Origin of the sequence: Bacillus sp. UMB0728 (assembly GCF_002858875.1) — a bacterium.
GTDB classification, from domain to species: Bacteria; Bacillota; Bacilli; order Bacillales; family Cytobacillaceae; genus Bacillus_AB; species Bacillus_AB infantis.
Map to the genome: position 1 here is coordinate 403,689 of NZ_PKLA01000002.1, position 17,937 is coordinate 421,625.

General features: G+C 48.3%; 18 protein-coding genes. All 18 read left to right on the forward strand.

Annotated elements, in window-relative coordinates; genetic code table 11:
* Window positions 1-47: 47 nt before the first annotated feature.
* The 18 genes from rpiB (at window position 48) to CYJ37_RS07905 (ending at window position 16,882) form a co-directional block, all read left to right on the forward strand.
* Window positions 48-488: a ribose 5-phosphate isomerase B gene (rpiB, locus tag CYJ37_RS07815; protein WP_094769150.1), complete on the forward strand. Its 441-nt coding sequence runs from the start codon at window positions 48-50 to the stop codon at window positions 486-488.
* Window positions 489-508: 20 nt separating this feature from the next.
* The gene (locus CYJ37_RS07820; protein WP_009792620.1) at window positions 509-1,072 is read left to right on the forward strand and encodes a TIGR01440 family protein; all 564 of its coding nucleotides are present in this window, start codon (window positions 509-511) and stop codon (window positions 1,070-1,072) included.
* A 681-nt stretch (window positions 1,073-1,753) separates the two neighbouring features.
* Window positions 1,754-2,299: a sigma-70 family RNA polymerase sigma factor gene (locus CYJ37_RS07830; RefSeq protein WP_253618789.1), complete on the forward strand. Its 546-nt coding sequence runs from the start codon at window positions 1,754-1,756 to the stop codon at window positions 2,297-2,299.
* Window positions 2,280-3,278 carry an anti-sigma factor gene (locus tag CYJ37_RS07835; protein WP_101548895.1) on the forward strand — a complete coding sequence of 333 codons (999 nt, stop codon included), beginning with the start codon at window positions 2,280-2,282 and terminating at the stop codon, window positions 3,276-3,278. The genes CYJ37_RS07830 and CYJ37_RS07835 overlap by 20 nt, the downstream gene beginning before the upstream one ends.
* A 131-nt stretch (window positions 3,279-3,409) precedes the next feature.
* A complete protein-coding gene (glyA, locus tag CYJ37_RS07840; protein WP_101548897.1) occupies window positions 3,410-4,651 on the forward strand; it encodes a serine hydroxymethyltransferase in 1,242 nt (413 codons plus the stop codon).
* Window positions 4,652-4,814: 163 nt separating this feature from the next.
* Window positions 4,815-5,444 carry a uracil phosphoribosyltransferase gene (upp, locus tag CYJ37_RS07845; RefSeq protein ID WP_009792624.1) on the forward strand — a complete coding sequence of 210 codons (630 nt, stop codon included), beginning with the start codon at window positions 4,815-4,817 and terminating at the stop codon, window positions 5,442-5,444.
* 218 nt (window positions 5,445-5,662) lie between these two features.
* On the forward strand, window positions 5,663-6,808 hold the full coding sequence (locus CYJ37_RS07850) for a nuclease-related domain-containing protein (protein WP_101548899.1): 1,146 nt from the start codon (window positions 5,663-5,665) through the stop codon (window positions 6,806-6,808).
* 25 nt (window positions 6,809-6,833) lie between these two features.
* Entirely contained in the window at window positions 6,834-9,074 is a 2,241-nt protein-coding gene (locus CYJ37_RS07855) for a S8 family serine peptidase (RefSeq protein WP_101548901.1), read from the forward strand.
* Between the two features lie 327 nt (window positions 9,075-9,401).
* Window positions 9,402-9,623, forward strand: a complete 222-nt coding sequence (locus tag CYJ37_RS07860; protein ID WP_022544500.1) for an AtpZ/AtpI family protein — start codon at window positions 9,402-9,404, stop codon at window positions 9,621-9,623.
* Between the two features lie 6 nt (window positions 9,624-9,629).
* Entirely contained in the window at window positions 9,630-10,004 is a 375-nt protein-coding gene (locus tag CYJ37_RS07865; protein ID WP_094769156.1) for an ATP synthase subunit I, read from the forward strand.
* Window positions 10,005-10,025: 21 nt separating this feature from the next.
* The gene (atpB, locus tag CYJ37_RS07870; RefSeq protein ID WP_009792630.1) at window positions 10,026-10,736 is read left to right on the forward strand and encodes a F0F1 ATP synthase subunit A; all 711 of its coding nucleotides are present in this window, start codon (window positions 10,026-10,028) and stop codon (window positions 10,734-10,736) included.
* 76 nt (window positions 10,737-10,812) lie between these two features.
* Window positions 10,813-11,025 carry a F0F1 ATP synthase subunit C gene (atpE, locus tag CYJ37_RS07875; RefSeq protein ID WP_009792631.1) on the forward strand — a complete coding sequence of 71 codons (213 nt, stop codon included), beginning with the start codon at window positions 10,813-10,815 and terminating at the stop codon, window positions 11,023-11,025.
* 217 nt (window positions 11,026-11,242) lie between these two features.
* The gene (atpF, locus tag CYJ37_RS07880; protein ID WP_009792632.1) at window positions 11,243-11,776 is read left to right on the forward strand and encodes a F0F1 ATP synthase subunit B; all 534 of its coding nucleotides are present in this window, start codon (window positions 11,243-11,245) and stop codon (window positions 11,774-11,776) included.
* Entirely contained in the window at window positions 11,773-12,309 is a 537-nt protein-coding gene (locus CYJ37_RS07885) for a F0F1 ATP synthase subunit delta (RefSeq protein ID WP_009792633.1), read from the forward strand. Before atpF ends, CYJ37_RS07885 begins: the two co-directional genes overlap by 4 nt.
* 24 nt (window positions 12,310-12,333) lie before the next feature.
* The gene (atpA, locus tag CYJ37_RS07890; protein WP_009792634.1) at window positions 12,334-13,842 is read left to right on the forward strand and encodes a F0F1 ATP synthase subunit alpha; all 1,509 of its coding nucleotides are present in this window, start codon (window positions 12,334-12,336) and stop codon (window positions 13,840-13,842) included.
* 155 nt (window positions 13,843-13,997) lie between these two features.
* Window positions 13,998-14,858, forward strand: a complete 861-nt coding sequence (locus CYJ37_RS07895; RefSeq protein ID WP_009792636.1) for a F0F1 ATP synthase subunit gamma — start codon at window positions 13,998-14,000, stop codon at window positions 14,856-14,858.
* Between the two features lie 172 nt (window positions 14,859-15,030).
* Complete coding sequence (atpD, locus tag CYJ37_RS07900) at window positions 15,031-16,452, forward strand: F0F1 ATP synthase subunit beta (RefSeq protein ID WP_009792637.1); 1,422 nt, start codon at window positions 15,031-15,033, stop codon at window positions 16,450-16,452.
* Window positions 16,453-16,474: 22 nt separating this feature from the next.
* On the forward strand, window positions 16,475-16,882 hold the full coding sequence (locus CYJ37_RS07905) for a F0F1 ATP synthase subunit epsilon (protein ID WP_009792638.1): 408 nt from the start codon (window positions 16,475-16,477) through the stop codon (window positions 16,880-16,882).
* Window positions 16,883-17,937 lie beyond the last annotated feature (1,055 nt).

A 17,937-nucleotide genomic window follows, 5' to 3' on the forward strand; every position in this document is an offset into this window, starting at 1 on the left:
GTGTCAAAATAAAGGAAGAAATCGTGTTTATTTAGGAGGTTCTTGTAATGAAGGTTGCAATTGCTTCAGATCATGGCGGAGTGAATATCCGCGAAGAAATGAAACATTTGATGGAAGAAATGGGCATTGAATATGAAGATTTCGGCTGCGAGTGCGGCGTCTCCGTTGATTATCCGGACTATGCGCTTCCTGTAGCGGAGAAGGTGGCATCAGGCGAATTTGATAAAGGAATCCTGATCTGCGGGACAGGGATTGGAATGAGCATTTCCGCCAACAAGGTGAAGGGCATCCGCTGTGCACTGGTCCATGATGTATTCAGTGCCAAAGCGACCCGCCAGCATAATGACAGCAATATCCTTGCCATGGGCGAGCGTGTGATCGGACCGGGACTTGCCCGGGAAATAGCGAAAACCTGGCTTGAAACCGAGTTTGAAGGCGGACGCCATGCGAACCGGATCGGAAAAATCAAAACCTACGAAGATCTATAAGCAACTGGAAGGGTGATACCATGTTCGAAGAGATTCAGACTGAATTGAGAGAAATCCTGGATGAGTTCGGCGGACAGGTGGCGCTTAACGAAAACAGCGTGCTTGTGGTCGGCTGCAGCACAAGTGAAGTAATCGGCAAAAGGATCGGCACATCCGGCACAGATGAAGCCGCGGCCATCCTCTTTGAAGAGCTAAAGAATTTTGCCGAACGGACAGGGGCCAGACTCGCCTTCCAGTGCTGCGAGCATCTGAACAGGGCGCTCGTTGTGGAAAGGCAGACTGCGGATCAGAAGAATCTTGAGGAAGTATCAGTCGTACCGGTGCGCCAGGCCGGAGGTGCCATGGCCTCATATGCCTACAGGCAATTCAAGGACCCGGCCGTCGTCGAATTCATCAAGGCCGACGCCGGCATCGACATCGGCGACACCCTCATCGGCATGCACCTGAAGCATGTAGCAGTCCCAATCAGAACCAAACAAAAAAGCATCGGCAGCGCCCACGTCACCCTCGCCTCCACAAGACCAAAACTCATCGGCGGAAGGCGCGCCGTGTATGAGAGGCTGCCGGAGAATGAATCGTGTTAAGATGAAAGATATCTTTTTTAGAGAAAGGAGTACGGGTAAAATAACACGTACTCCTTTTTGATTTGTAGAGAGACTGCCTGGTACCGCAAACCTGCAAAAAATTTTTAAAACCCTGTTGATTGGAGCGGAAGGCACGAAGACTCCTCATAAAATGCTGCGCATTTTCTTCGTGCGATGAAGTTTCGAAGGAGCGGATTCAACGTCCTGTGGGAGATAGCGGCAGAGCTGAGACCCCGCAGCGCGCAAGCGTGAGGAGGCTCAGCGCCGCCCCGCGGAAAGCGAAGTGCCTGCAGCGGAAATCAACAGCCTCATTAACAAGTAGAAATCCTATGTATCAGCAGCCATTCAAGCAAGTCTATAAGTGGAAAAGACCAGCCTGATACCGGAAACTTGCCATAAAATTTTATAAACCCTGTTGATTGCAGTGGAAGGCACGAAGACTCCTGCGGGATTGTAGCGGAAAAGTTGAGACCCCACAGCGCGCAGCGCGAGGAGGCTCAACTCCGCCCCGCGGAAAGCGAAGTGCCTGGAACGGAAATCAACAGCCCCATAAATAAATATAAATCTATGTATTTAGCAGCCATTCCAAGGCTGTTTTTTATTTTTCCTAAAAAACCTGTAACAAATAGCAACCCCCTGCGTTATCATTATAGCCATTCAAAGAAAGGAGGGAAAAAACAGTTGGACGCCCGCAGAAAAGAAAAACTCGATGACCTATACTCACACTATGCAAGACCACTTTACTACTACCTGCTCAAGCTTTCCGGCTCAGACCATCTGGCCGAAGAACTTGTGCAGGAAACTTTCGTGCGTGCAACTGTTTCACTCTCCTTTTACCAGCAGGAGGATGTGCGGTCCTGGCTGTTCAAGGTGGCCCGGAATGCCTACTTGGACGAATGGCGAAAACGGCAGCGGCGCAAATGGGTGCCGTTTGCAGACTATCTTTTTTCAAAAGAAGAGATGCTCAGCCCCTACGGCTTGCCGGAAGAAGAAGCCCTGGGTGCCGAGCTGGAGCAGGACGCCGCTGACATGCTGAGGCTGCTGCCGGAAAAATACCGGACGGTCCTCTATTTAAGAGAATATGAGCATTTCAGCTATAAGGAAATACAGGAAGCGCTTGACCTGACAGAAAGCCAGGTGAAGGTTGATCTTCATCGTGCCAGGAAAAAGCTCGCTGTAATCGCAGAAAAGAAAGGATGGAAAAAGGATGGCAGACTGGAGCCCTGATAAAGAAAAGAAAATCCTGACGAAATACCGTTTTGCCCTGACATTCCGGGTAGTTAAAGTCCTGATTGCTGCATTATTTTTCTTCTGGATATATATGCTGGCCGTCACAATCAGCTATGACAGCCTGCACCTGGATCGGAAACATATTTTTTACACCCAGCTGGCGTTGGATTGGACCCAGCCGAATATCCATAAAGACTTTGGCGGATTCGCACAGTCGGAAATCACACCATTTTTTACGCAGAAGATTTCTTACCCTGTAACAAGGCGGGTCGGCAAAGAAGAACAGCCAGCAGGTGAAATGCAGATCAGGAAAGGGCTATTGAACAGCTATTCGACGCGCACGCTTTCCTATTATCAGCCGGATCAGGAAGGAGGATTCCGTTTCTACTTTCCTGAAAATCCGAAGACGGGGGAGAAGCTTGATGCCGAGGACGATAATGGCGTTTGGGAGGAATTGGATAAGGTTCATGAGGGAACGGTGGCAGAGGCAGCTTTTTCGACAGACCGGTTTATGGAGCCGGAGGAGCTCTTCGCTCTCCTTGAGCCGTATGACTTGGATGTCCTGTGGATGCCTTTGTATACAGGGGAATTAAAGACTTTTAAAGGAAACACAGGCAGCGGCGGCAATTCCATTTCTCCGATCCCTGCCTTCGGTTTTACGGGCGGAAGGGAAATCAGCGATGACCGCATGTCAGAAAGTGAATACGAGTTTACACAGGAAATGCTCGGCAAAAATAAGGAGCTGATGCTCGGACAGATGGAGAAGCTCCTAAAAGATGAGCGGGAAAGCTATTATGAGAGATTCCTCGGACTAGGCTATCTTGAAGAAAGGCATGCTTACCTGAAAGAAAATGGCTTTCAGGTATACGGAGCTGTTGTAACGGGGCCAGTCAAGGAGCTGCTGAAGCTGAGAGAGGTAAAAGAGCTGCGCGGCGCCCAGCTTGGCGAGATGGATTACTGGAACTGGACGGAATAATCAAAGAGCCCCGCCTGTTTTTGGCGGGGTGTTGAAGTTGGGTTCCTATTTAAAACCAAAACATGATAGAATGTAAGAGGATTTTACAAAAAAAGCATACATATGTAGTTTTTCAAAAAGGGAGGATTACAATGAAGCATTTAGCACAGCAGGATGAGCAGGTTTTTCAATCGATTCAGGATGAATTGAAGCGCCAGAGAACGAAGATCGAATTAATAGCTTCCGAGAATTTTGTCAGTGAAGCGGTGATGGAAGCGCAAGGGTCTGTATTGACCAATAAATATGCGGAAGGCTATCCGGGCAGACGCTATTATGGCGGCTGCGAGCATGTCGATGTGACGGAAAATCTGGCGCGCGACCGTGCGAAGCAGATTTTCGGGGCAGAGCATGCCAATGTCCAGCCTCACTCAGGCGCGCAGGCGAATATGGCTGTTTATTTCACGATCCTTGAAACAGGGGATACTGTCCTAGGCATGAACCTGTCCCATGGCGGACACCTCACCCACGGCAGCCCTGTCAACTTTTCAGGCATCCAGTACAACTTTGTTGAATACGGGGTGGATAAAGAAACGCACCGAATCAATTATGATGATGTCCTTGAAAAAGCGCGCGAGCATAAGCCGAAGCTGATTGTAGCCGGTGCAAGTGCCTATCCGCGTGAAATCGACTTCAAGCGTTTCCGGGAAATCGCCGATGAAGTCGGTGCTTACCTGATGGTCGACATGGCCCATATTGCCGGCCTGGTCGCAGCGGGACTCCACCAAAATCCTGTGCCATATGCTGACTTTGTAACAACCACTACACATAAAACATTGCGCGGACCGCGCGGCGGCATGATCCTTTGCCGTGAAGAATTCGCGAAGAAGATCGATAAGTCTATCTTCCCTGGCATCCAGGGCGGCCCATTGATGCACGTGATTGCAGCCAAGGCTGTCGCATTCGGCGAAGCACTGCAGGACAGCTTCAAGGATTATGCGCAAAGTATCATTAATAACGCTAAAGCACTGGGAGAAGGACTGAAAGAGGAAGGCATCGACCTCGTTTCCGGCGGTACGGACAATCACCTTCTTCTGATCGATCTCCGCTCCCTTGGCCTGACAGGCAAAGTGGCTGAAAAGGTGCTTGATGAAATTGGCATCACTGTTAATAAAAATACGATTCCATTCGATCCGGAAAGCCCGTTTGTTACCAGCGGCATCCGCATCGGAACAGCTGCAGTTACTTCCCGCGGCTTCGGCGAGAAAGAGATGAAGGAAATCGCATCCCTGATTGCCTTCACCCTCAAGAACCATGAAGACGAAGCAAAGCTTGCAGAAGCAAGCAGCCGTGTTGAGGAACTCACAGGCAGATTCATCCTTTATAAAGAGCTTTAAAATGGAGGGCCTTCCTTTGCGGGGGGCTCTTTTTGCGGAGAGCAGCGAAGACTCATTACGAATTATTAACAATTTCTGCTCTCAGTTGCCCTTGCATTTATTTTTCTGTAAAATTAGACGAAGTGTAAACGAAACATAGCGAAGAATAAAGGAGAGATTTTCAATGGCAAAAGTATACGTCTTTGATCACCCGCTCATTCAGCACAAGCTTACATACATCAGAGAAAAAAACACTGGCACGAAAGAGTTCCGCGAACTGGTTGATGAGGTCGCAACACTTATGGCCTTTGAAATCACACGCGACATGCCTTTGGAAGAAATAGAAATTGAAACTCCTGTCAGCGTAACAAAATCAAATGTCCTTTCCGGCAAAAAGCTTGGAATCGTGCCAATCCTGCGTGCGGGAATCGGCATGGTGGACGGCATCTTAAAGCTGATCCCTGCTGCCAAGGTAGGGCATATCGGCCTTTACCGCGATCCGGAAACACTTCAGCCGGTTGAATACTATGCCAAGCTGCCAAGCGATGTAGAGGAAAGGGACTTCATCGTAGTCGATCCAATGCTTGCGACAGGCGGATCTGCCATTGAAGCGATGCATTCCCTGAAAAAACGCGGCGCAAAAAACATTAAATTCATGTGCCTGGTTGCTGCCCCTGAAGGTGTGGAAGCAGTGAAAGAAGCACATCCAGACGTAGACATCTACATTGCTGCACTTGACGAAAAGCTGAACGAAAAAGGCTATGTTGTACCAGGCCTTGGCGACGCTGGCGACCGTTTGTTTGGAACTAAATAGTAAGATGATTTGGGACCGGCCGTGAGAGCGGCCGGTTTCTTGTTGATTTTATGGTAATTAATGTATTTTTTGTAGAATAACGAAGAATTTATGTAGAATCATGTTAATTTTATGTAGAAAAACCAGAATAATTGGTAGAATAACGGCAAATTTGTGTAGAATCAGCATAAATTTCCCTCTGCAAAATTAAGAAGACCTCCTCACTGGGCGTGGATCATATGTATTTTTATAAAATTTTGACCAGTCTATCAAAATCCCCATACTTTATTCCCGATAAAAGAGGAAATCCGTATAAAACAGAGAATAAAATACTGACCAAATACCATTCCAAAGAGGTGAATGCCCATATGATTGCCAAAAAGAGAGTCGTCCCTTTAAAAATCAGGCAGCTTGAAGCATTGTTGAGAAGATTGCCGCAGAACCATCTCAAAATTCCCCTGATTGAGCAGGAACTCATCAAGCGCCGCACCGGATACCGCGGGGAAAAGAATGTAGATTACCATATTTCCTTCCTGCCGGATGAATATCTCATATTCCACGGCCTCCGTTTAGTCCATCAGCATCCCTTCCAGATAGATACCCTCATACTTGCTCCCTCATTTATCGCAGCAGCTGAAATCAAGAACATTTCCGGGACGCTATATTTTGAAAAACACTCCCATCAACTAATCAGGCAGTCCAGCAAGGGAGAGGACGGGTTTTCCAATCCACTGCTTCAAGTCCAGCGGCATAAAGTTCAGCTCAAAGGGTGGATGGAGAAGATGAAGCTTCCAGAACTGCCGATCGATCCGCTGGTCATCATCAGTTCTAATTCCACGATTGTTAAAACCAGCACAGGCAATGAGCGAATTTATAAAACTGTGATACATGCTGAACAGCTGCCCGGAAAACTCGAAAAGCTCCGCCCGTTCTCTCCCTCGCTAATTCTAACTAGCAAAGAGATGAACAAAGTGAAAAGGCTCCTGCTGAAAAACCATGAGCCGCTCTATACATCCATTCTCGAACAATATAGCATCTCACCAGATGAAATCATTCGCGGAGTGCAATGTTTCGAATGCCAGCTGTACGCCATGTCACGCTTCCATGGCAGATGGATTTGCCCGGCTTGTGCGGGCGAGTCAAAAAAAGCCCATATCCGCGCCATCCTTGATTACTTTCTCCTCGTGGATAATTCCGTCAGCAGCCAGAAATGCAGAGACTTTCTGTTATATGACTCCAGCAGGAACATCCACCAACTCTTATCCTCCCTCAACCTCCAATCCTCCGGCACCACCAAAAACCGCCTATACCATTCCCCCTCGGAAGAAAACTGGGAGGACCTCGAAAACCTCTTGAATACTCCCGCCCTTCAAGACAAACCCTAAGGAAAAATGCCGAAAGGAGCCTCCCATGAAAAAAATCTTCCTCATCATCAGTCTGTTTGCGCTTATGCTCAGTCCTCATGTGAATGCAAGGACATTACAAATCCCTCCGCTTCCGGCTGAACCGGAGGATGCAGAGCGTGTGGCAATTGTCCTGATGAAAGAAGGGCAAACCGAACAGGATCGGAATATCCTTCTCCGGCAGTACCCGGATTTAATTCTTAGGCAAAGTTTCCAGGAGGCATTGAACGGTTTTTCAGTAAAGGGTCCGGTCAAATCGCTGGACAGGCTTGCCAAAGAAGAGGAAGTCCTAACCATATCCCAAGCGGTCTCTTATCAGGCAGAAAGTGAGGATGGCATCAGCCTGATTGGGAGTCATACAGTCAGGGGGCTGTTTGATGAAAAGGGGGAGCGGCTGTCGGGGAAGGGTGTTACAATCGGTGTGATTGATACGGGAATTGATTATAATCATCCGGACCTGCGGAGGAATTACGCCGGAGGGCGTGACCTGGTGGACCAGGATGATGATCCGATGGAAACGGTGAGGACGGCAGGAGAGGATACTTTTCACGGCACCCATGTAGCAGGAGTGATTGCAGCCAATGGCAAAATGACGGGAGTGGCGCCAGATGCAAAGATCATTGCCTACCGTGCGCTCGGTCCAGGCGGTGCGGGTACAACAGAGCAGGTGATTGCAGCCATTGAACAGGCCATCAAGGATAAAGTCGACATCCTGAATCTATCGCTCGGCAACAGTGTCAATGGCCCGGACCTGCCCATCAGCCTGGCCCTCAATAAGGCAGTCGATAAGGGCATTACTGCTGTCACTTCGTCTGGAAACTCAGGACCGAATACCTGGACAGTCGGCTCGCCGGGTACTGCCTCTAAAGCGATATCCGTCGGCGCCTCTACGCCAATGCTCCAGATTCCCTATCTTGATTTCGGCAGCGGAAAGAAAGTCAAACTGAATCCCCTTCAAGGCTCTTCTCTCTGGAATTTAGACCGCTCCTATGAGCTGGCGTTAGGCGGGCTTGGAAATCCTGAAGAGCTTAAGAGGATAAAAGGGAAGATTGCCCTCATTCAGAGGGGTGGCCTTACTTTTTCACAAAAAGCCAAAAATGCAAGGCAGGCAGGCGCGATCGCAGTCATTATCTACAATAATACAGACGGAAGCTTTGCAGGCAATCTTGAGGAGGATGCCGGCCTTCCGGTTGTGTCGCTCTCTAAGCAGGATGGGGACCAGCTGAAGAAGCGCCTGCAGGAAGAAACGGTGCTGGCCCGGACATATATAATAGAAGAAAAGGATATTCTTGCCGATTTCAGCTCACGCGGACCTGTGACCGATACTTGGGAAATCAAGCCGGATGTACTTGCCCCGGGTGTGGCTATCAGCAGTACGGTTCCCGGGGGGTATTTGCCATTGCAGGGAACAAGTATGGCTTCCCCCCATGTTGCAGGTGCATGTGCGCTGATTAAACAGGCCCATCCTGATTGGAGTCCGGAAGAAATCAAAGCCTCGCTCATGAATACGGCTCTGCCTCTTTATAATGAAGAAGGCATGCTGTACAGGACCTATGAACAGGGGGCAGGCCGGATCCAGGTCGAAGACGCGGTGAAGGCTCCTGCCTTAGTGACGCCGGCTTCACTTCAGTTTGGAAAGTTCAAGATAGCCGGGCGTGAGAATGAGCATGTCCGGTATCTGACTGTTAAAAATACAGGCAGCCGAACAGAATCGTATTCATTCACTGTACCCGCTAACATAAGCGGGATTGAATGGGAGATGCCGCTCGCCTTTCGCCTTGAACCCGGCGGGAAAAAGAAGGTCGCTATCAAGATGAGAATAGACCCGGAAGAATTCAAACAGAAAATTCATGATGGGCGGCTTGTCCTGAACGCTGGAGGCAGGAAAGTCGGCATCCCGTATTTGTATGTCCTCGAAGAGCCGGATTACCCGCGTGTCATGGGGTTCGATTTTGGCAGGGGAGACAATGGAGGGAGCTATCGCTATGAAGTCTACCTTCCCGGGGGAGCGGAAGAATTCGGTATTGCGCTGTTTGATCCTGATACACTCCGGTTCGTCCAGTTCCTTGACTGGAAGAGGGGAGCAGGCAAAGGCCAGATCCGCAAGGAATTAGCAAACGATAATCTGCCTCCGGACGGCGTCTACATTGCTCAGGTCTTTGCAAGGAAAGCCGGCAGGCAGGATATGATTGAGGCCTATCTGGAGGTAAGAAAAGAAGAGGAAGAGGGTGCGATTGGAGCGAGATAATACCTCGCTCCAATTGCAAGTTATTATTCGAAAAAAAATTCGAAAATAGTGTGAACAAAGACTTTTCCGTTACTGGAGTTTGTGAACTTTTTCACTCCGAATGCATTGACATTGACAGATGCCTATTGTATGCTTACATAGGGTATAAAATGATAGGGTTTTCACAGATTTCATGCGGAAGAAAATAACCGCAATCTGCATGATATCAACAATGAAAACACTTACCTCAATTCAAACACCATTCTCTTTTCACTAGCAGGAAACCCTGCATTCTCAAGACATAAATACGTCAAAGGAATATATTTCCAGTGTGGAGGATGCGTTATCATGCGTCGAAAAGACCGCCACCCGTTTCAAGCCATGGCTTTAATGTCCGCCATCCTTTCCCAATTAGTAGGCTCCGTCCTGATCGGCATCTTCCTTGGAAGATGGCTTGATGATGTGATTGGAACCGAGCCGTTATTCCTGATAGTCGGATTGCTTATAGGATTGGCCGCAGGGACTTATGCCATGCTTCACCTGGTCAGACGTTTCTTTACAGGAGACTAACAGCCTATGCCAGACCTCAAAACAATGTTTATACGGCAGCGCAAATACATATTCCTACTGCTGTCAGTCTATGTTCTCGGCTGGGGGTTCACCTCTTATCAATCTATTTTTATGGGGCTGATAGTGGGGACAAGCCTGAGCCTGTTCAATTTATGGCTGATGGTAAGGAAGACGGACCAGCTTGGGGAAGCGGCAGCGAATGGCCAAAGGATGCGGTCTCTCGGGATGCTGTCGAGGATGGCGACGGCAGTGCTTGCCGTCATGATCAGCATGAAGTACCCGGATGAGGTGCACCTGATCAGCGTAGTTCTGGGATTAATGACATCATATATTGTCATTATGATAGATTATTTTCTTCAACTTTTTGTTTTACGTAAATAGCCGGGAAGAGAGGTGAATACTGTGCATCATGAAGCACCTATAGTTGAATTTCTTGGTTTGAACTTCAACTTGGCAAACATGTTGATGATTACAGTTGCCAGTGCCATTGTTTTCATCATCGCTGTTCTTTCCACTCGTACGCTCGCCATGAAACCAACCGGAATGCAGAACTTTTTCGAATGGGTCATGGATTTTGTAAAAAACATCATCAACAGTACGATGGACTGGAAAGATGGCGGAAGATTCCATATCCTTGGAATCACCATTATTATGTATGTTTTTGTTTCAAATATGCTTGGGCTTCCGTTCTCCGTGGTCATCAATGACCAATTATGGTGGAAATCGCCTACAGCAGACCCTGCCGTAACGCTGACTTTGGCAGTTATGGTGGTTGGATTGTCGCACTATTACGGTGTAAAGCTTCGGGGAGTAGGGGAATACGGAAAAGAATTTTTCCGTCCATTCTGGTTCATGTTCCCGATCAAGATCATCGAGGAGTTTGCCAACACGCTTACACTCGGCCTTCGTCTTTATGGTAACATCTATGCGGGTGAAATCCTGCTGACACTGATTGCCGGAAGCCTGGCAACAGGGTGGGTCGGACATCTGGCCGCGATTGTACCAATGCTTGCATGGCAAGGGTTCTCAATATTTGTCGGCGCGATCCAGGCATTTATTTTCTGTATGTTAACAATGGTTTATCTCTCCCATAAAGTGAGCTCTGACCATTAATATATACCTGTTCATTCTATGAACAAAACATTCAAACACTATATTATTTTATACAATCCTAAGGAGGAAATTTATAATGGGTCTTTTAGCAGCAGCAATTGCAATTGGTTTGGCAGCACTAGGTGCCGGTATTGGTAACGGTCTTATCGTATCACGTACAGTTGAGGGGATTGCCCGTCAGCCGGAAGCTCGCGGAATGCTTCAAACAACTATGTTCATCGGGGTAGCGTTAGTTGAGGCCGTGCCGATCATCGCAGTTGTTATCGCGTTCATGGTTATTGGTCAATAATTATAAGCAGTACACATAATGGCGAAGATCATGGATGTGACCCTTCGCCATTCCTTTATGCCCAGGTGCGGGTGCGCCTTAATCTTGGAGGTCCGCTTAGCCTGTGCAGGCGGATGCAAACTGGCTTTTTGAATCTGAAAGAACCGAATTCATATGATGAAATTCGTTAACTTGTTGATAGGGAAAGTGGAAGACTCTTGAAGGGAGTGAATCGAGGGTGTTAGCAAGCAATTTAGTATTAGGCGCTGCAGAAGGCGCAGCACATACAGCATTCAACGGCGGGGATATCTTATTCCAGCTGGCTATGTTTATCATTTTGTTGGCATTGCTCAAGAAATTTGCATGGGGTCCTTTAATGGGCATCATGAAACAGCGTGAAGAGCATATTGCCAATGAAATCGGCGCGGCTGAACAAAGCCGTGTTGAAGCAAATAAGCTTCTGGAAGAGCAGAGAAGCCTTCTGAAAGAAGCACGCACAGACGCTCAGAACCTGATCGAAGGTGCGAAGAAGCAAGGCGACGTGCAGCGCGAGGAAATCATCGCCGCAGCGCGTGCTGAAGCAGAGCGCGTCAAAGAATCAGCTAAGCTGGAAATCGATCAGCAGAAAGAAAAAGCAGTTGCCGCAATCCGCGAGCAGGTTGCTTCACTGTCTGTCCTTATTGCTTCCAAGGTTATTGAGAAGGAACTGAGTGCAGCAGACCAGGAAAAGCTGATCAATGAATACATTCAAGAGGCAGGAGAAAACCGATGAGCGGCTCTACAGTAGCAAAGCGCTATGCGTTGGCTCTGTTCCAGCTTGCGAATGAACATCAGCTTCTTGGCCAAATGGAAGAAGACCTTCGCATCGTCAAAGATGTCGTAAACAATAATAAGGGCCTGGATGCAGTCCTGAAATCCCCGAAACTCGAGAATGATGAGAAGAAAGGGATCATCAAAACTGCCTTCGCGTCTGTTAATCCTTTAGTACTTAATACACTTATGCTATTGATTGACCGCCACCGTGAAGATCAATTCTCTGATCTTGCGGAGGAATTCATCAGCCTTGCGAATGACGCAAGGGGCATTGCGGAAGCAAAGGTCTACTCAGTCCGTCCGCTGACAGAGGCTGAGAGCAGCGAGCTATCTGCTGCATTTGCATCAAGGGTCGGAAAAACGTCCCTCCGCATCGAGAATATCGTGGACCCGGGCCTGCTCGGCGGCATCAAGCTCCGCATCGGAAACAGGATTTTCGACGGCAGCATGCGCGGCAAGCTGGAACGCCTGGAACGTCAATTATTAAGCTGAGATTTATAGATAGGGGTGAAACTCATGAGCATCAAAGCTGAAGAAATCAGTGCGCTGATAAAAAAGCAGATCGAAAACTATCAGTCGGAAATTCAAGTGAGTGATGTAGGTACAGTTATCCAGATCGGTGACGGTATCGCCCGTGCTCATGGCCTCGACAATGTCATGGCTGGAGAACTTGTTGAATTTTCAAACGGCGTTATGGGTATGGCACAAAACCTTGAAGAAAATAACGTCGGTATTATCATCCTTGGCCCATATACTGAAATCCGTGAGGGAGATGAGGTCCGCCGTACGGGCCGCATCATGGAGGTTCCTGTAGGACCTGAGCTGATCGGGCGCGTAGTCAACCCGCTTGGACAGCCTGTTGATGGCATGGGGCCAATCAATACAACTGTAACACGTCCGATCGAAAGCCCTGCACCAGGCGTAATGGACCGTAAATCTGTTCATGAGCCGCTGCAGACTGGTATCAAAGCGATCGACGCCCTCGTGCCAATCGGGCGCGGACAGCGTGAGCTTATCATCGGTGACCGCCAGACTGGTAAAACTTCCGTTGCCATCGATACAATCCTGAACCAGAAGGACCAGGATATGGTATGTATCTATGTAGCAATCGGACAAAAAGAATCTACTGTACGTAATGCAGTAGAAACGCTCCGCAAGACTGGTGCATTAGAGTACACAATCGTTGTGACAGCTTCTGCATCACAGCCTGCTCCATTATTGTTCCTTGCTCCTTATGCAGGTGTAACAATGGGTGAAGAATTCATGTACAATGGCAAGCACGTTCTTGTCGTATATGATGATCTTACAAAACAAGCAGCTGCTTACCGTGAGCTTTCACTATTATTGCGCCGTCCTCCAGGACGTGAAGCATATCCAGGGGATGTATTCTACCTGCACAGCCGCCTTCTTGAGCGTGCTGCAAAGCTGAGCGATGCGAAGGGAGCAGGTTCAATCACTGCACTTCCTTTCATTGAGACACAGGCAGGGGATGTATCTGCATACATTCCAACTAACGTTATCTCCATCACGGACGGACAAATCTTCCTTCAGTCTGACCTGTTCTTCTCAGGCGTACGCCCTGCGATCAACGCTGGTCTTTCTGTATCACGCGTCGGCGGATCTGCACAGATCAAAGCCATGAAAAAGGTATCCGGTACACTGCGTCTGGACCTTGCATCATACCGTGAGCTGGAAGCATTCGCCCAGTTCGGATCTGACCTTGATAAAGCAACACAAGCGAAGCTTAACCGCGGTGCCCGTACAGTTGAGGTACTGAAGCAGGATCTTAACAAGCCGCTTAAGGTTGAAAAGCAGGTAGCCATCCTGTATGCATTGACACGCGGCTTCCTAGACGATATCCCTGTCCAGGACATCCGCCGTTTCGAAGCTGAATTCCTTACATGGCTTGACCATAACAAGAAAGATTTGTTAGACCATATCGCTACAACGAAAGAGCTTCCTGCTGACGATGATATGGCTTCTGCGATCAACAGCTTCAAAAAGACTTTCGCAGTAACCGAGTAATAGCGCAAGTCCCAAGCAGAAAAAGCCTGATTCAGGCTTTTTCCCTTGAGGATGGATATCGCTGTTAAAGGTCTGACAATAGAAGGGCTGCCGGGGCTGCTCCTATGCGGGCAGGCTCTCAGCCTGACATTCTTTGAAAAGGGTGGTGAGAACCTGTGGCATCATTGCGCGATATAAAAAATAGGATCACTTCTACAAAGAAGACGAGCCAAATCACAAAGGCCATGCAAATGGTATCTGCGGCAAAAATGAACCGTGCAGAAATGAATGCTAAATCATTCGTTCCCTACATGGAAAAAATCCAGGAAGTTACTGCCAGCATCGCACTGGGGAGCACTGACGTATCCCATCCAATGCTGACATCCCGTCCCGTTAAAAAGACAGGATACCTGGTCATCACTTCCGACCGCGGATTGGCCGGGGCATACAACAGCAATATTTTGCGGACTGTATACCAGACCATCCAAAAACGCCATAAATCAAGTGATGAGTATGCAATCATCGCCATCGGCCGAATTGGGCGCGATTTTTTCAGGAAGCGCGGCATGAACGTCATCCTGGATATCGTGGCAGTTGCGGACCAGCCTGCTTTTGCGGAGATCAAAGATATCGCCAGCAAAACAGTCGGCATGTTTTCAGACGAAACATTTGATGAACTATATATCTACTACAGCCACTATGTCAGTGCAATTCAGCAGGATGTAACAGAGAAGAAGCTTCTCCCGCTGACGGATATTTCTTCTTCCGGCGGAAAGCTTACATCCTATGAATTCGAGCCTTCTGCAGAAGATATTCTGGAAGTTCTCCTTCCGCAATATGCAGAAAGCCTGATCTATGGCGCGCTGCTGGACAGCAAGGCCAGTGAGCACGCGGCCCGTATGACAGCGATGCAGAGTGCGACGGATAATGCGAAGGAGCTTATCAATTCGCTTAGCCTAAGCTACAACCGTGCGCGTCAGGCGGCCATTACCCAGGAAATTACCGAAATCGTCGGCGGCGCGGCAGCGCTGGAATAATAAATGCCAGTCCTGGACGCTTATAGAAGCTGCTGCTTAGGTGCCTTCACTGCTGATGGCGCCATAGCATCTGCATCTTACGGCACAGGCCAGGCAAGCAAGATAGAGATGCCCGACTGATATCATGCCAGGCGCAATCCTCTATTGAATTGAAATATTAGGAGGGAAAATGATGAACAAAGGACGCGTTCTTCAAATCATGGGTCCGGTTGTTGACGTAAAGTTTGACAGCGGCGAGCTTCCGCAAATCTACAATGCTTTAACAATCTCAGTCCCTGCGCGTAACGAATCTGAAGTTGCAATCAGCTTAACCCTTGAAGTTGCCCTTCACTTAGGTGATGATACAGTTCGTACTATTGCCATGGCTTCTACTGACGGCTTAACCCGTGGTGCTGAAGTTATTGACACTGGTGCACCTATCTCTGTACCAGTTGGGGATATCACTCTTGGACGTGTATTCAACGTACTTGGTGAAACAATCGACCTTGATCCGGCACTCCAAGCCGGCATCCGTCGCGACTCCATCCACAGGGAAGCACCTAAATTCGAGCAGCTTTCAACTGAGGTTGAAATCCTTGAAACTGGAATTAAAGTAGTAGACCTTCTTGCACCTTACATCAAAGGTGGTAAAATCGGTCTATTTGGTGGTGCCGGTGTAGGTAAAACCGTTCTGATCCAGGAATTGATCAACAATATCGCCCAAGAGCACGGCGGTATCTCCGTATTCGCCGGTGTCGGCGAGCGTACACGTGAAGGTAATGACCTTTACCACGAGATGACCGACTCAGGCGTAATCAAGAAAACGGCGATGGTATTCGGCCAGATGAACGAGCCGCCGGGAGCGCGTATGCGTGTTGCCCTGACAGGTTTGACAATGGCTGAATTCTTCCGTGATGACCAAGGACAGGACGTTCTTTTCTTCATGGATAACATCTTCCGTTTCACACAGGCAGGTTCTGAGGTTTCCGCCCTGTTAGGCCGTATGCCTTCAGCGGTAGGTTACCAGCCGACTCTTGCAACAGAAATGGGACGCCTTCAGGAACGTATCACATCTACTAACGTAGGTTCTGTTACTTCCATCCAGGCAATCTATGTACCAGCCGATGACTATACGGATCCAGCTCCTGCAACAACGTTCGCTCACTTGGATGCGACGACTAACCTTGAGCGTAAGCTTTCTGAGATGGGTATCTACCCTGCGGTGGATCCTCTTGCTTCAACTTCCCGTGCCCTGTCACCGGAAATCGTTGGAGAAGAGCACTACTCAGTAGCGCGCCAGGTTCAATCAACGCTTCAGCGTTACAGAGAACTTCAGGATATCATCGCGATCCTCGGTATGGATGAGCTTTCTGACGAAGACAAGCTTGTTGTACACCGTGCTCGCCGTATCCAGTTCTATCTATCACAGAACTTCCACGTTGCCGAGCAGTTCACTGGCCAGAAAGGTTCTTACGTTCCGGTTAAAGAAACTGTTAAAGGCTTCAAAGAAATTCTTGAAGGCAAATACGACCATCTTCCAGAAGATGCTTTCCGCCTTGTCGGAACGATCGAAGACGTGCTTGAAAATGCGAAAAGCATGGGCGTAGAGGTCTAATTTCGGACCAGGAGGGTAAAAAATGAAGACGATCAAAGTCAGTGTTGTTACTCCCGATGGCCCGGTGTACGAATCAGATGTGGACATGGTCAGCACCAAAGCTCAAAGCGGCGAGCTTGGCATCCTGCCTGGACATATTCCAATGGTCGCACCGCTGCAAATTGGAGCCGTCCGCCTGAAGAATGGCGGAAATACTGAACTCTTGGCAGTCAATGGCGGCTTCATCGAAGTCCGTCCGGATCAAGTAACGATCCTAGCGCAATCCGCTGAGCAATCAGAAGGAATTGACATCGAGCGTGCCAAAAGCGCCAAACAGCGCGCCGAACAGCGCCTCGCCGATCAAAAGCGTGACAACATCGACGCCAAACGGGCCGAACTAGCCCTCCAAAGGGCAGTTAACCGTATTTCAGTTGCTGAAAGAAGAATATAATTAAAAACCTCCGGTAAATGCCGGGGGTTTTTTGTTGGTTGCTTTTAATGATAACAAGGAGTAAATTGCATTTATGGGTATCGGATGAAGAAGTCTTATTCTTTGCGGCAGGATAGTGAAAGAATGGTTTTGAAAAAAAAGGAAGTCTTATCCTTACTTGAGTAAGCGACACCAAGCTTAAAAATAAGCGGAGAAATTGCAGTTAAGAGGAGCGAAGTTGCCCATTAACCTGTTTTTTTGAGTCGATAGCCGGAATTTCTCTTTATTTTAGCTATTTTTAGAGAATTTTTTAAAATAGAGGGATTTTCTCCGTTTATTTTTTCGTCAAGAATCCATAAAAATCATAAAAAACCCTGTTGATTCCAGTGGAAGGCACGAAGACTCCTGTGGGAGATAGCGGCAGAGCTGAGACCCCGCAACGCACAAGCGTGAGAAGGCTCAGCGCCGCCCCACGGAAAGCGAAGTGCCTGCAACGGAAATCAGCAGCCCCATACCAATAGAAAACCAAGGAGATAAATTGTTTATACCTTATCTTAAGTGCCTGTCGGAATTTTTTAAGTAAATAGTTTTAGCTCCTCAGTGATCTTTTCATAAATCCATTAAAATTAAAAAAACCTGTTGATTGCAGTGGAAGGCACGCAGACTCCTGTGGGAGATAGCGGCAGGGCTGAGACCCCGCAACGCGCAAGCGTGAGGAGGCTCAGCGCCGCCCCACGGAAAGCGAAGTGCCTGTAACGGAAATCAACAGCCCCATACCAATAGAAAGCCAAGGACATAAATTGTTTATACCTTATCTTAAGTGCCTGTCGGAGTTTTTTAAGTAAATAGTTTTAGCTCCTCAGTGATCTTTTCATAAATCCATCAAAATTTTAAAAAACCTGTTGATTGCAGTGGAAGGCACGCAGACTCCTGCGGGATTGAAGCGAAAATGTTGAGACCCCGCAGCGCGCAAGCGCGAGGAGGCTCAACTTCGCCCCGCGGAAAACGAAGTGCCTGTAACGGAAATCAACAGCCCCATTATCATCAGAACCCCATCCTTCAACCGAATATGCTAT

Bases quoted from the DNA above. Each gene is read 5' to 3' on its own strand.
- CYJ37_RS07850 (WP_101548899.1), top strand. From the start codon at position 5,663: ATGTATTTTTATAAAATTTTGACCAGTCTATCAAAATCCCCATACTTT.
- glyA (WP_101548897.1), top strand. From the start codon at position 3,410: ATGAAGCATTTAGCACAGCAGGATGAGCAGGTTTTTCAATCGATTCAG.
- atpD (WP_009792637.1), top strand. From the start codon at position 15,031: ATGAACAAAGGACGCGTTCTTCAAATCATGGGTCCGGTTGTTGACGTA.
- CYJ37_RS07905 (WP_009792638.1), top strand. From the start codon at position 16,475: ATGAAGACGATCAAAGTCAGTGTTGTTACTCCCGATGGCCCGGTGTAC.
- atpA (WP_009792634.1), top strand. From the start codon at position 12,334: ATGAGCATCAAAGCTGAAGAAATCAGTGCGCTGATAAAAAAGCAGATC.
- atpE (WP_009792631.1), top strand. From the start codon at position 10,813: ATGGGTCTTTTAGCAGCAGCAATTGCAATTGGTTTGGCAGCACTAGGT.
- rpiB (WP_094769150.1), top strand. From the start codon at position 48: ATGAAGGTTGCAATTGCTTCAGATCATGGCGGAGTGAATATCCGCGAA.
- CYJ37_RS07860 (WP_022544500.1), top strand. From the start codon at position 9,402: ATGCGTCGAAAAGACCGCCACCCGTTTCAAGCCATGGCTTTAATGTCC.
- CYJ37_RS07820 (WP_009792620.1), top strand. From the start codon at position 509: ATGTTCGAAGAGATTCAGACTGAATTGAGAGAAATCCTGGATGAGTTC.
- upp (WP_009792624.1), top strand. From the start codon at position 4,815: ATGGCAAAAGTATACGTCTTTGATCACCCGCTCATTCAGCACAAGCTT.
- CYJ37_RS07885 (WP_009792633.1), top strand. From the start codon at position 11,773: ATGAGCGGCTCTACAGTAGCAAAGCGCTATGCGTTGGCTCTGTTCCAG.
- CYJ37_RS07865 (WP_094769156.1), top strand. From the start codon at position 9,630: ATGCCAGACCTCAAAACAATGTTTATACGGCAGCGCAAATACATATTC.
- CYJ37_RS07835 (WP_101548895.1), top strand. From the start codon at position 2,280: ATGGCAGACTGGAGCCCTGATAAAGAAAAGAAAATCCTGACGAAATAC.
- CYJ37_RS07855 (WP_101548901.1), top strand. From the start codon at position 6,834: ATGAAAAAAATCTTCCTCATCATCAGTCTGTTTGCGCTTATGCTCAGT.